12 protein-coding genes and 1 pseudogene are annotated in these 14,134 nt (G+C 35.3%); 3 read left to right on the plus strand and 10 right to left on the minus strand.

The window, feature by feature from the left end; all coding sequences use genetic code 11:
• The first annotated feature begins 67 nt into the window (after window positions 1-67).
• Together B0X80_RS10725 and B0X80_RS10730 are read left to right on the plus strand one after the other, a co-directional pair.
• On the plus strand, window positions 68-946 hold the full coding sequence (locus B0X80_RS10725; protein WP_175623933.1) for a LysR family transcriptional regulator: 879 nt from the start codon (window positions 68-70) through the stop codon (window positions 944-946).
• A 105-nt stretch (window positions 947-1,051) separates the two neighbouring features.
• Window positions 1,052-1,783 (plus strand): YebC/PmpR family DNA-binding transcriptional regulator, encoded by a 732-nt coding sequence (locus B0X80_RS10730; RefSeq protein ID WP_076420358.1) that lies wholly within the window; start codon window positions 1,052-1,054, stop codon window positions 1,781-1,783.
• A gap of 110 nt (window positions 1,784-1,893) precedes the next feature.
• Here B0X80_RS10730 and mazG read toward each other — a convergent pair.
• The 3 genes and pseudogenes from mazG to rlmD all read right to left on the minus strand — a co-directional run bounded on the left by mazG (window position 1,894) and on the right by rlmD (window position 6,297).
• A pseudogene (mazG, locus tag B0X80_RS10735) lies at window positions 1,894-2,706 on the minus strand (nucleoside triphosphate pyrophosphohydrolase).
• Between the two features lie 36 nt (window positions 2,707-2,742).
• Window positions 2,743-4,938 carry a GTP diphosphokinase gene (gene relA, locus B0X80_RS10740; protein ID WP_077340187.1) on the minus strand — a complete coding sequence of 732 codons (2,196 nt, stop codon included), beginning with the start codon at window positions 4,936-4,938 and terminating at the stop codon, window positions 2,743-2,745.
• A 6-nt stretch (window positions 4,939-4,944) separates the two neighbouring features.
• Window positions 4,945-6,297 (minus strand): 23S rRNA (uracil(1939)-C(5))-methyltransferase RlmD, encoded by a 1,353-nt coding sequence (gene rlmD / locus B0X80_RS10745; protein WP_077340188.1) that lies wholly within the window; start codon window positions 6,295-6,297, stop codon window positions 4,945-4,947.
• 142 nt (window positions 6,298-6,439) lie between these two features.
• Between rlmD and barA the strand changes: the two genes are divergently transcribed.
• A complete protein-coding gene (gene barA, locus B0X80_RS10750; protein WP_077340189.1) occupies window positions 6,440-9,238 on the plus strand; it encodes a two-component sensor histidine kinase BarA in 2,799 nt (932 codons plus the stop codon).
• A 13-nt stretch (window positions 9,239-9,251) separates the two neighbouring features.
• Here the strand turns inward: barA and B0X80_RS10755 are convergent, their stop codons facing one another.
• The 7 genes from B0X80_RS10755 to lepB form a co-directional block, all read right to left on the minus strand.
• The gene (locus B0X80_RS10755; protein WP_175623927.1) at window positions 9,252-9,503 is read right to left on the minus strand and encodes a hypothetical protein; all 252 of its coding nucleotides are present in this window, start codon (window positions 9,501-9,503) and stop codon (window positions 9,252-9,254) included.
• 210 nt (window positions 9,504-9,713) lie between these two features.
• Window positions 9,714-10,094: a holo-ACP synthase gene (acpS, locus tag B0X80_RS10760; protein ID WP_077340190.1), complete on the minus strand. Its 381-nt coding sequence runs from the start codon at window positions 10,092-10,094 to the stop codon at window positions 9,714-9,716.
• Window positions 10,095-10,121: 27 nt separating this feature from the next.
• Window positions 10,122-10,859 (minus strand): pyridoxine 5'-phosphate synthase, encoded by a 738-nt coding sequence (gene pdxJ, locus B0X80_RS10765; protein WP_077340191.1) that lies wholly within the window; start codon window positions 10,857-10,859, stop codon window positions 10,122-10,124.
• Between the two features lie 59 nt (window positions 10,860-10,918).
• The gene (recO, locus tag B0X80_RS10770) at window positions 10,919-11,599 is read right to left on the minus strand and encodes a DNA repair protein RecO (protein ID WP_245825439.1); all 681 of its coding nucleotides are present in this window, start codon (window positions 11,597-11,599) and stop codon (window positions 10,919-10,921) included.
• 18 nt (window positions 11,600-11,617) lie between these two features.
• Window positions 11,618-12,529, minus strand: coding sequence for a GTPase Era (gene era, locus B0X80_RS10775; RefSeq protein WP_077340192.1), 912 nt, complete (start codon window positions 12,527-12,529; stop codon window positions 11,618-11,620).
• Window positions 12,526-13,212 carry a ribonuclease III gene (gene rnc / locus B0X80_RS10780; RefSeq protein WP_425439712.1) on the minus strand — a complete coding sequence of 229 codons (687 nt, stop codon included), beginning with the start codon at window positions 13,210-13,212 and terminating at the stop codon, window positions 12,526-12,528. Before rnc ends, era begins: the two co-directional genes overlap by 4 nt.
• Window positions 13,213-14,133 (minus strand): signal peptidase I, encoded by a 921-nt coding sequence (lepB, locus tag B0X80_RS10785; RefSeq protein WP_077340193.1) that lies wholly within the window; start codon window positions 14,131-14,133, stop codon window positions 13,213-13,215.
• Between the last annotated feature and the right edge of the window lies 1 nt (window position 14,134).

Raw genomic sequence — 14,134 nt, forward strand, 5'->3', positions numbered from 1 at the left:
TGACTAGCAGGTCTAATTATTGCTTTACTGTTCGTGACGTAACTACCTTGTTGTAAATGATATGCCGATTCAAACACCTATTAGAGGCCTAAGGTCTTTTTGTATTGCCGCTAAATGTTTAAGTTTTAAACATGCAGCCTCACAACTTTTTTTAACACCTTCTGCAGTAAGTCACCAAATAAAACAGCTTGAAGAGCAATTGGGCATCACTTTATTTAAGCGCCAAACGCGTGCAATTGAGCTAACTTCTGCAGGAAAGCAATTTTACCAATCCGTGAGCCCTTTAATCACGCAACTTGAATCAACGATCTCTGACTTTACAAATAGTCAGCAAAATAAAACGATAGTTATTAGCTTGCCTGAGTTTTTTGCCAGTGAACTTTTTATTCCAAGGTTAAGTGAGTGGGCAGAAGAAAACCCGACTATTAACTTACAATTAGAAACTGTAAAATCAGGTTCTAAACCTTCTCAAGTAGCTGACTTGTCGATAGTTTTGGCTAATGGAAAACCAAACGCTAGCGTTGTTCATGATCTATTTCCTATCCGATATGCACCCGCATGTAATAGAGCATTATATAAAAAATGGAAAGATAGTGGTTTTGATGCTCTTAAATCTATTCCATTAATATTACATCGTTCACGACCTTGGTCTTGGCATCAATGGGCTGAAAAAGTAGGTATAAGCGACTTCGATCCGAAACAAATAATACAATTTGACAGCATGTTTGGTGTTGCCCGAGCAGCCCAACAAGGCATGGGAATAGCGCTAATCCCACTCCCTATGAGCGATGCATGGTTTAATGAAGGTTTATTGGTAAAATTATTTGACGATGAATTGGTCACTAATGATCGCTATTACTTAGTTCAGCATGAAAATTTAGATAATAAACCTGAACTTGAGATTTTTGCAAACTGGGTTAAAACAACATTTTTAAACCAAAATTAACATAAATTATTCATCAATTTTCGGCCATACACTAGTCAAAACCAGCCTTTCACTGGTAGAATCTAGGTAAAATTTATTGTAGATAAATAAAGAGACCGACTAAAAATGGGAAGAGCTTACCAAAACCGTAAATTATCAATGGCTAAAACTCAGGGCGCCAAAACGAAAGTTTATTCAAAATACGGTAAAGAAATTTACGTATGTGCTAAAAACGGCAGTACAGATCCTGACAGTAACTTATCTCTTCGTCGTTTAATTGAAAAAGCCAAAAAAGACCAAGTACCTACTCATGTTATTGATAAAGCTATTGAAAAAGCTAAAGGTACTGGTGGCGAAGACTATAGTGAATCTCGTTACGAAGGTTACGGCCCAGGTGGCTGTATGGTCATTATTGACTGCCTAACCGATAACGGTAACAGAACGATTAAAGATGTTCGTCAGTGTTTTACTAAAACAAATTCTAAAATAGGATCTTCGGGCACCGTGTCTCACATGTTTGCCCACCAAGCTGTTTTTGCTTTTAAAGGTGAAGATGACGAGTCTGTTTTTGAAAACTTATTAATGGCTGAAATAGACGTAACTGACGTTGAACTTGAAGACGGTATCATTACTGTATTTGCTCCACATACAGAGTTCTTCAAAATTAAAACAGCGTTTGCCGATAGCATGCCTGAATATGACTTAGAAGTTGAAGAAATTACCTTTGTTCCTCAGACTTATACAGAATTAACAGATGCCGATGACATTGCTAATTTTGAGAAGTTTATGGCAATGTTAGATGATTGTGATGACGTACAAAACGTTTATCACAATGCTGAGCTACCTACAGAAGAATAACGTAAAGCGAATAAAAAAAAGCATCTACTTATTTATGAGTTAGATGCTTTTTTTATGTTTATTACTTTGTAAAGTATACAGGAGGAGTATATCGTTAACTCGAACTGAGATTACTTACTTTCTTCTTGTTTCACTTCTTGCCAATACACTTCAAGCTCATCGAGTTTATGATCAGTAAATGCTTTAGATGATTGATTTACTTTACTTTCAACAGATTGAAATCGTTTAGTAAACTTTTTATTCGCTTTACGTAATATGGTTTCAGGGTCTTGTTTGGCATGACGACACAAGTTAACTACCGCAAACAATAAATCCCCTAATTCTTCGCTCAAGGCTGCTTCATCACGATGAAGCTCAGCTTTAACCTCTTCCACTTCTTCTTCAATTTTAGCAAAAACATCATCAACATTATCCCAATCAAAACCTACATGTTAACACCGTTTTTGTATTTTGGCTGCTTGTGATAATGCTGGTAAGTTTTTAGGAATATCGGCGAGTATGCTTAAACGCTCTTCATCATTTTTTGTGTTATTTTTCAGCTCTCGCTCTTTAGCTTTTTCATTTTCCCAGTTAGCTTTAATCTCAGCATCTGTACTTAATGATGCGTCTGAGAACACATGCGGATGACGCCTAATAAGTTTTTCGCAAACAGCTTCTACTACATCATCAAAACCAAATAGTTTTTCTTCTTCACCCAATTGACTATAAAAAATCACTTGAAACAGTAAATCACCTAATTCTTTTTTTAGTTCAACATAATCTTGCTGTTCAATCGCATCAGCAACTTCGTAAGCTTCTTCAATAGTATGAGAAACAATAGACGAAAAAGTTTGTTTAATATCCCACGGGCAACCGTTTTCAGGATCACGTAGCTGGGCCATAATCCATCGAAGTTTTTCAATAGACGATTTATCGTTTAGCATCTTATTTCCAATATTCTGTACATTTATCAATGTGCTCTAAACACGTTTAGCGCTAATAATGTCATCTAACTGTAGTAACTTATCAATCAACCTTGTTAAGATTTCATTGTTGGTTAACTCAAGCTTCAATAGCATTGATGTAGTATGTTTTACATTATCTGAATGTGTATCCATACCGACTATACTGACTCTTTCGTTCGCTATAATAGTTGAAATATCTCGTACAAGTCCTTGCCTGTCACTTGCTATCACTTGAACCGTTACCTGATAACTTGCTTTCTGCTCATCGCCCCACTGTACTTCAATTTCACGCTCGGGTTGTAAATCAAGCGCATTAGCAAGTTGGTCACAATCCATCCGGTGAACAGAGATACCTCGCCCTTGTGTTATAAAGCCTAAAATATTATCTCCCGGTACAGGATGACAACACTTAGCCATATGTGTCATTAAATTACCAACACCAGAAACGGTAACCCCATTTGAATCAGCTTTTAGCTTTTGCGATGGGTTGGGCTCTTTAACTAAAGATTGAGGATCTATTTCTTCAAAAGGTTTTAATTCGTTTTCTTTTTGTAGAAAGAAATTAACTACTTGTTGTAATCGAGCACCGCCAGATCCAATAGCTCCATATAAATCTTCTACGCTGGTCACATTAAAGCGGTCGAATGCTTGTGAAAAATCAACTTGTGTTAAATTGTTTTTATTTAACTCTGCATCGAGTAACTCTTTACCTGCGGCAATATTTTTATCTTTATCTGCAAATTTAAAAAAATGCTGAACTTTAGACCGTGCTCGTGCAGTATGTAAATAATGTAAATTAGGATTTAACCAGTCTCGACTAGGCGTTGCGCTTTTACTACGAAGAATTTCAACTTGATCACCTGTTTTTAGTTTATGTGTAAAAGGAACAATACGACCAAAAACTTTCGCTCCAATACAGGTATGCCCTACATTAGAGTGAATATAATAAGCGAAATCTAATGGGGTAGAATTAACCGGTAAATCAATAACTTCGCCGCTTGGGGTAAATACATAGATACGATCTTCAAACACTTGGCTTCGTAACTCGTCAATCAATTCACCACTTTCGGTTACATCTTCTTGCCATTGTAATATTTTTCTTAACCAGCTAATTTTATCGTCAAAGCCGGTTGTTTTACCTGAAGCAGTGCCTTCTTTGTAACGCCAATGAGCCGCAACACCTAATTCAGCATCATCATCCATTTGTTGCGTTCTTATTTGTATCTCAACCGACTTGCCTTCTGGCCCTAATATTACCGTATGAATTGACTGATAACCGTTGGCTTTTGGTGTGGCAACATAGTCATCAAATTCGCTCGATAAATGCTTCCAATTCGTATGAACAACACCTAAAGCGCTATAACAATCTTGTAATCTCTCTACAATGATCCTTACGGCTCTTACGTCAAAAAGCTGCTCAAAGTCTAAAGACTTTTGTTGCATTTTTTTCCAAATACTAAAAATGTGTTTTGGTCGACCAAACACTTCTCCTCTCACCTCTAGTTTTTTTAGCTGAGAAGATAGGTTTTCAACAAAATCTACCATGTATTGTTCACGGTCTAATCTTTTTTCATCTAACAGCTTGGCAATTTTTTTATAAGTATTCGGGTGTAAATATCTAAAAGATAAATCTTCTAGTTCCCATTTTAATTGCCCTATACCTAAGCGATTAGCTAAAGGAGCATAAATATTAACAATTTCTTTGGCGGTTAATACTTTGGTTTCTTCATCAAGGTTTTTAACTAAACGTAAATGGCATAAGCGTTCAGATAACTTAATTACGACTGCACGTACATCATCAACCATGGCCAATAGCATTTTACGTACGTTATCTATGTGTGTACCTGAAACTTGATCGCTACGCCTTTTTTGCAAAATTTTAATGGCATCCATTTGGTTAACGCCATGGCATAAATTGAAAACTGACTTATTAAAGTTTTCTTCTATAAAGCTAAGTTCAATACAATCATATTCGTATAATGGACATAAAAAAGCGGCACAAAGTGAATCTTTATCAAGATTAAGAGCAGCAAGAATTTCAACCATTTCTCTAGACTTAATTAGACACTCTTCTTGATCATTAAAGAAAGTATGTACTTCTTTCCATAAAGCCTCTAGTGCTCTTTGCTTAGGGCCAGTTAGCTCAAGTGTTTTTAGCCATAGCTCAAAAGTTGGCATTGATGTTTGATGTGAACGACGAACAGAAACCATAAAATCCTACTTTTTAAACAATACCATTGTCTCAATGTGCTTAGTTTGTGCAAACATATCCATAATGGCTATTTTCTCTATAGTATATCCATTATTGATAAGTAATTGACTGTCTTTAGCTAACGTTGCTGGGTCGCAACTCACATAAACAATATGTGAAATATCCAAATCTATTAACTGAACTAAAGCCTCGTATGCTCCGGCTCTAGCAGGATCTAATAAAACTTTCGAATATTTTTTATGTGCCCAAGCTTGATTACCCCAGTTGCTATTTAAATCAGCTTGAAAAAATTCGGTATTATCAAGCTTACTCATTTGGGCGTTATAGGTAGCTTTATCGACCATGGTTTGTAAACCCTCAATACCCACAACACTTTTAACTTTTCTCGCTATAGGTAAACTGAAATTTCCTAAACCACAAAATAAATCCAATACCTGATCATCTTCTTGTAAATCTAACCAATTTAACGCTTGCATGATCATTTGATTATTAACGTGATGATTAACCTGTATAAAGTCTTTAGGTTCAAAATAAATATTAATAACCGATTCCGAAGCATGATTTTGAGATATTCCACTCTGCTCACTTATTTGATAAAACAAAGGTGTAACAGGTGTTAGTGGCGTAACCTCTTTTCCGTTATCAATGTATACTCGCCATTGATGTTGCTCTGCAATGTTCTTCCATAACGTTTTATCTTGCTCATTAAGCGGAATAAGTTGCCTTACTATTATGCTTATATGTTGCGTATAAATAATTTCGACATGCCCAATAGATTTTACTAAGCTTAGCGATTTGATCAGGGATGTAAGTATTGTAAACACATGCTTGATAGGTTCAACCAATACAATACATTCTTTTAGTTGTACTAAGTTATTACTCGCTTTTTGCCTAAAGCCCACAATAGGTTCGCCTAACTTATTATATTGCACACCTATGCGCGCTTTTCTTCTATAGTGCAGTGCATCGCTAGTGATACTTTCTTGCCAAGGCAAATTGGTATTAATGTTATTTCGCGAAAATAAATCGATAAGCTTTTGTTGTTTAAAAGCTAAATGTTCTTGAAACGATAAGTGCTGTAAATCACAACCACCGCAAGTTTTAAAATGCTTACAAGGTGGTTTTACACGATGTTCACTTGAGTTAACTAGCTCAATAACATTCGCTTTATAAAATTTACTTTTAGCCTCGACAATTTTAGCCGTAACCTTTTCTTTAGGTAATGTACTTGCAATAAAAATAGGCTTATTTTTATATTCTCCTACACCTATGCCATTATGATCAAGCCTATCAATTAACACTGATATAACTTGTCCTGTAGGTTGTTTTTTAGTGCTGGGGTTAAAAAAATTAGCCATGTTTTTATCTTTATTGAGTTGCCATCGATCCAACGCTACAAATTTACGTGTGTATATGACATGATATGAAAAGAATATTTGTATATTACAAACAAATACAAATGAATATAAACTCGTAATTCTACACTAAGTTAAGAGATTCATGCATAAAATTAGTCTTAAAGACTGGGTCATATTACTCACTATCATTCCTACGACTTTAATCTGCTTATGTGTAGCGGCTTATTTTTCTTTTAGTCGTTATAATGAATTAGATGACTTTTTAACAACTCAGGCTCAAAGTATTATTGAGCCTTTAGCTATAGCTAGCACTGAACCTTTATTAAATGAACAACGCGAAAAGTTGCGTCACCTCATTAGCTTCTCACATCGTAGCCAATCTTCCATCGTTAAAAGTATTGCTTTATTTACTCAAGATAATCAAATATTTGTCACTAGTTCATATCATGGTGATACTAACTTAATGAGACTAAAACCTGGAGAAAGCATTCCAGAGAAAACATCAAAAGTAGAATACGATGACTATGTTATTTTTAGAGCGCCTATTATTGATGAATTCAATTCATTAAATAATAAAATAACGCCTATTGGTTATGTAGCGATTCAAATAGATAAAAGTAAAATTCAATTTAATCAACAAAGTGAAGTACTTATTGCTTTTTCTATTGTTTTATTTGGCGTATTAATTAATTTTATTTTTGCATCGCAACTTATTAAGAACATCACCAGCCCTATTTTATCTATGGTACAAATGGTAGATAGAATAAGAGAAGGTAAACTTGAAAGCCGTGTTAGTGGGCAGTTAATTGGCGAACTAAACTTTCTTAAAAATGGTGTAAATTCAATGGCTCAATCGTTAGTTGATTTTAATGATGAGATGCAACGACACATTGATCAAGCCACTATCGACTTACGAGAAAGTTTAGAGCAATTCGAAATACAAAACGTTGAATTAAATATTGCTAAACGCAAAGCTCAAGATGCTAATAAAGTAAAATCTGAATTTTTAGCTAACATGAGTCATGAATTAAGAACTCCCCTTAACGGTGTTATTGGTTTTACTCGACAAGTACTTAAAACCCCCCTTACCGATACCCAAAGAGATTACTTATACACAATCGAGCGTTCTGCAGCTAACTTACTTTCTATCATCAACGATATTTTAGACTTCTCTAAATTAGACGCTGGAAAAATGGTACTCGAAAAAATACCTTATTCATTAAGGGAAGCGACTGAGGAAGCATTAACCCTATTAGCACCAAGCGCTCATCAAAAAAATATTGAACTCTCCTTCAATATTACGTCTTCGGTACCTGATTCTCTTATTGGCGATGCTATGCGTGTTAAACAAATTATTATTAACTTAGCCAGTAACGCTATAAAATTTACTGAAAAAGGCTCTGTAAATATTGATATAAAATGCGAACAAAATGATCAAAAAATAGCAACATTAAAAGTGAACATTGTTGATACCGGTGTTGGCATAAAAAGCCAGCAACAAGAGGCCCTTTTTGAAGCATTTGGCCAAGCAGATAAAAGTATTACACGCTTATATGGCGGTACAGGTTTAGGCTTAGTTATTTCCCAACGTTTAGTTTCTGAAATGCATGGAAAAATAGGATTTTCTAGTGAAGAAGGTAAAGGTTCAACCTTCTGGTTTACTTTCCAATCTGAAGTGACGCCTATACCACTTATATCGCAATTACAGACCACATCGTTAGCCAATAGAAAAGTCTTATACTTTGAACCACATATGCACAGCAGAATGGCAACCACCCAAATAATGACAGATTGGGGAATGGAAGTTTCACATGTTACGAGTGTTGAACAGATTATTGCCGCATTGTCACAACAACATAATTACGATCATATATTAATAGGCCACGATATTAGCCCTATAGCTTTAGATGGGCTTAAAGATTCTATCAGTCAATGTAATAAAAATGCCGTGACTATTCACCTGGCTATCAACAGTAACTCACCACACATATATGAATCATTGATAGCCAGTGGGGCAACAAATTGCATTAGCAAACCCATTACACCGATAAAATTAAGTAAAGCTTTCACTGATAAAGAAAATAAACCAGTAGATACAAAAATAACTCACACGCTTCATAATACACTTCCTATTAAAGTGTTAGCTGTTGATGATAATGAAGCTAATTTAAAACTCATTAAAACATTATTACTTGAGCAAGTTGCTGAAGTGATAACGGCAACTAACGGATTAGAAGCTGTAGAGTTATGTAAAATAGAAAAATATGCCCTAATATTTATGGACATACAAATGCCAGTAATGGATGGTATTTCAGCATTAACTGCCATTAGAGCTAAAACCTTTAATGACTCTACGCCTATTATTGCAGTAACGGCCCACGCTCTACATGGTGAAAAAGACAAGCTAATTGAACAAGGGTTTAATTTTTATATGTCTAAACCCTTGGATGAATCGATGTTAAGCCATGCTATTTATGAATATTGCGATATGGCTAAGTTCAACGAACATAAACCTAATAACCCAGAAATAGCCCTACCAGAAGTATCAAGTAGCTTATACACAACAGCAATTATAGATTGGTCTTTGGCATTAAAAAGAGCAGGAAACAAAGAAGAACTAGCAAAAGAAATGCTACTTGGGTTAACCAAAAGCCTGCCTGAAGCAAAGGTACATATTACAGAAGCAATGACCTCACAAGATTTAGAACAATTAAAGGCCTTAATTCATAAACTCAATGGTGCTTGCTGCTATTCTGGAGTGCCAAATTTAAGTAAAGTGACTCACCAAATTGAAACATATCTTAAACAAGGAATGGGGGTTGAGGAGCTAGAACCTGAGTTCTTTGAGTTTTTTGAGCATCTAGACAATGTCATTAAAGTGGCACCTCAAGTATTAAGTTCACTTAATGTGCCTACTGCAAAATTAAATATTCAACTATAAAAAAATAAATAAGTTATTTAGACCTTAATTTTATTTTAGCTGTTGTATTAATTTCTCCATCTGGAGTTATAGTTGCGATACCTCCGTTACATTGTAATACCGCTATATCCTGACCTTTCACATGCCTAATAAATAACAACTCATATCCAAACTTACCTAAACTACTCGCAGAAAACTTTTGCGCTAATGTTAATTTAGACCACCAAACAGGTGCCTTTGCGGATTCGTTACGTCGCTCAGTAATAGGAGACTTCTTTTCTTCCATAATCACCTCCGCTATCCCTAAATAAAATCTAATTGTATTAAGTATAGACTTTAAATATAAAATTGTTAAAGAATATCGTTAAAAAATGTAAACAAAAGCCTCTTTAAAATGTACAAATAAGACCTTTATAATCAATAGATTAAAAATTAAATTAAAACACCACATAAATTAACAATTTAATAACGCATTAATAACAAGCGATATTATTTATTAAACGGAAAGCACAACAAAGGCTGTTGCGTAATGAACTTCGTCTGACAAAGTAATGTGCCATTTATTAGCACCTAAATACTCTGCTATTTCTAAAGCTTTATCCGTTAATTGTAAAATAGGTTGCCCAGAGGCTAACGATTGAATCTCGATATGTTGGAAAGATACCCCTTTTGCGATACCTGTACCTAATGCCTTAGATAAAGCTTCTTTACCTGCCCATCGTTTGGCCAAATAACGTTCAGGTTGTTTTAATGTAGAGTAGCGTTTGTATTCCGTGTCAGTAAGTACCCTTAAAGCAAGGCGCTCTCTCATTTTTTCCGACATTGCAGTAATTCTATTAATTTCTACAATGTCGGTTCCGATTCCAATAACTGACATACTCCACTACCCTAACAATATGATATTTTATTTTATTCCACGCGCTTCAAGCATAAGGCGTTTCATATCGCGGATCGCTTTATCTAGTCCATCAATTACCGCACGGGCAATAATACTATGACCAATATTTAATTCGATAATTTCAGGAATAGCGGCAATAGGCTTAACATTAAAATAATTTAACCCGTGCCCTGCATTTACTTTCAAACCTTTGCTATGGGCGTATTTAATCCCTTTGGTTAAGCGTTCTAACTCGGCCAATTGCTCTTCTTCGTTAACAGCATCAGCATATTTACCTGTATGAATTTCAATATACGGAGCTTTAGTCGCAATCGCTGCATCTATTTGCTTTATATCGGCATCAATAAACAAGCTGGTTTGTGTACCTACTGCAGATAAACGATTCACGGCTTGCGTAATTTTGTCAAGCTGCCCAACAACATCTAAACCGCCTTCGGTTGTTAATTCTTCACGTTTTTCAGGTACTAAACAACAAAAAACAGGTTTAACATCACAAGCAATATCAAGCATTTCATCCGTTACGGCCATTTCTAAGTTCATACGAGTATTTAGCGTTTGCTTAAGTACATGAATATCTCTATCTTGAATATGACGTCGGTCTTCACGTAAATGAACCGTAATACCGTCTGCACCAGCATGTTCTGCAACCGTTGCAGCATAGACAGGATCAGGGAAGTTTGTGCCTCTAGCTTGTCGTAACGTTGCTATGTGGTCAACATTAACGCCTAATAAAATATCATTCATAATTAACTCTTATTTTTACTGTTTGTATAATTAATGTGTTTTTAGGTTGTTAAGAACGGTTATCGAGTAAATAATTTTCTGCTATTTAGCGGCTTGCCACCTAATAGGTTATTGATCACTTGTCTCATTAATAACTTAAATGTTCTCAATACTTGTTCATCTTCTATATTTTGCTGAGCAATAGCTAAAAGATGTTCTTTACTATATTTAGGTAACGTAAGCTTACTAATAGCAGGAATAAAGCCTTCGTCAAGTACGTAATAATAGAATGGTTCTGGTGACTCAAATACGTTACTAAAATCAAAACTTTGGCCTAGCTCATCCAACAATATCATTTCAAAATTTCTAAGTATTTTCTCTATTGATGTTTGTTCTGCTAATGCCTTTAAACTTTGCTTATATTGATGAAAAAGTTCAGGGCATTCAATGTGTTCACCAAGTAATTTAACTAATAATTCATTAAGATAAAAACCACTAAAAACATAGTTCCCTTTAAGATCAAACGAGCGTTGATTGGTTTCTATACGACTTAAATTTTTAAGTTGTCCTTTACCCTTTAGAACTATTTGTAAAGGCAAAAAAGGCTGCAACAGCCCTTTTTTATTAGATTTTTGTGTTTTACCTGTATAAACAATAGCGGAAACTTTACCACTTTGCTCAGTTAACAAATCAACAATTAGTTGGTTATCTTTGAAGGGTCTACTGTGAAGAACAAAAGCTTGTTGCTCAAATATTTCCATTGTATTTAATACAGATCGTTAACCTGAGTAATCATCGCCATAACCTAAGCTTCGTAGTGCACGTTCATCATCAGCCCAGCCAGTCTTCACTTTTACCCAAGTTTCTAAAAACACTTGCTGACCAAATAAAGCTTCCATATCTCTACGAGCTTCTTGACCTATTGTTTTTAACCTTGCGCCTTTATTTCCAATAACCATTCTTTTTTGCGTTTCGCGTTCAACAAGAATAAGAGCATTAATGTGATAAACACCTTTTTCGTCCATTTTAAACTGCTCTATTTCAACAGTGGTTGAATAAGGTAGTTCGTCACCAGTGAAACGAATAAGTTTTTCTCTAATAATTTCTGACGCCATAAATCGGCTTGAACGATCGGTAATGTAATCTTCAGGGAACCAAAAATCACCTTCAGGTAAAGCGCTCATGCATAAATCATGAATTTTATCGACATTATCACCTTTACTGGCAGAAATAGGGATAATGTCTTGGAACGTATGTCGAGTACCTAATTTTTGTAAATGAGGTAATAGATCTTCTTTGTTTTGTACGTTATCAATTTTATTAACGACTAAAACACAAGGTGCGCCACTTTTTTTAATTTTACTGAGTACAAGCTCGTCATCTGTGGTCCAATGCGTCCCTTCCACAAGAAACACAATAAGCTCTACTTCAGCGATAGAACTACTTGCAGCTCGGTTCATTAAGCGGTTAATAGCACGTTTTTCATCTGTGTGTAAGCCTGGTGTATCAACGAGAACGGCTTGGCTATTTTCTTCAGTTAAAATACCTAATATACGATGACGTGTCGTTTGAGGCTTTTTAGAAGTAATACTAATTTTTTGCCCTAGCAAACTGTTAAGTAATGTAGATTTACCCACATTAGGACGCCCAACAATAGCAATTAGCCCACAATGTTTTATTTCTGTTGTCATTTTTGAATTAAATCCAGTACTTGTTGAGCTGCTGATTGTTCAGCCTTACGTCGGCTAGTGCCTTTAGCAACAACTTCGGTGTTAATAACACTTGTAATGCATTTAACCGTAAATTGTTGATTATGTGATTGCCCGGTAATTTCTAATACTTCGTATTCAGGCAAATCGATTTTTCTGCCTTGTAAGTATTCTTGTAAACGTGTTTTAGGATCTTTTTGTCCGTTACCTGGTTTTATATTAGTTAAACGCTCACTAAACCATTCAAGTATTAACGTTTTACATCTTTGCTGATCTGAATCTAAGTAAACCGCGCCTATTATAGCTTCAACAGCGTCTTCAAGAATTGAGTCACGTTTATGACCACCACTTTTTAACTCGCCAGCACCTAATATTAAATGCTCACCTAATTTAAAGTTTCGTCCAAGCTCAGCAAGGGTTACACCTTTAACTAAGCTAGATCTCATTCGTGTTAAATCGCCTTCATCATGTTTTGGAAATTGATGAAATAAAGCTTCTGCTATAACAAAACCTAAAATAGAATCGCCCAAAAACTCTAAGCGTTCATTATGTAAACCTTTAGCACTTCGATGAGTTAATGCTTGCAGTAACAAGCTTTGATCATTAAAAGTGTAACCAATACGTTTAGACAAGGCAGCAAGGGCATGAGGTGTATTTTTGATCAATTAATTTATTCCACCTAAACGTTCAAACCTAACCCCAGTTGGTATCCAATGAGGTAAAATACTGTCAGCAGCTCTATCAAAGGTAAAACTCATCCAAATAGCTACCGCTTCACCGACTAAGTTTTCTTCTGGTACAAAGCCCCAAAAGCGACCATCTAAACTATTATCTCGGTTGTCGCCCATAACAAAGTACTGACCTTCAGGAACAACAAATTCATCACGTTGAGTACCTGCTTGTTTGTAATAATGCTCTGTGCGAGCTGTAATACCATTATTAATCAGTATATCGTGAGTTTTATTTGGCATTTCAGAGGTGTAACGACTTAACCCGTATGAGCCATCTGGCGTTGAATCTTCAGGTTTAAATGTTTGAACAACTTGCTCAAAATCAGAACAGGCTTTATCCGCAGGTTTACACACTTGCTTAATGTATAACGACTTATTACGGTAAATAATACGATCGCCCGGTAAACCTATAACACGTTTAATATAATCTACTTGCGGATCAACAGGGTATTTAAATACCACAACATCACCACGTTCTGGTAAACCAATTTCAACAAACTTTTTACGTGCAACAGGGTCGCGTAATCCATAGTTAAATTTATTCACAAGAATAAAGTCACCATCAAGTAATGTTGGCATCATAGAGCCTGACGGTATTTGAAAAGGTTCGTATAAGAAAGAACGTAATATCAAAACAAAAGCAATAACTGGAAAAATCTGAACCGCTGTATCAACCATTGCAGAAGGTTCAGTTAATGATGCTTCAAGTTCAGATGTTAATTCACCTTCACATTGCGCTTTAGTATTTGCTAGTTTTAATTGGCGCTGAGGCGCTAAATAAAACTTATCTGCTAGCCAAATTATTCCAGTTACTAAGGTAACAATAACTAAAAATATTGAAAAATAAACTGCCATA

The sequence above is a fragment of the Pseudocolwellia agarivorans genome, assembly GCF_002000085.1.
GTDB classification, from domain to species: Bacteria; Pseudomonadota; Gammaproteobacteria; order Enterobacterales; family Alteromonadaceae; genus Pseudocolwellia; species Pseudocolwellia agarivorans.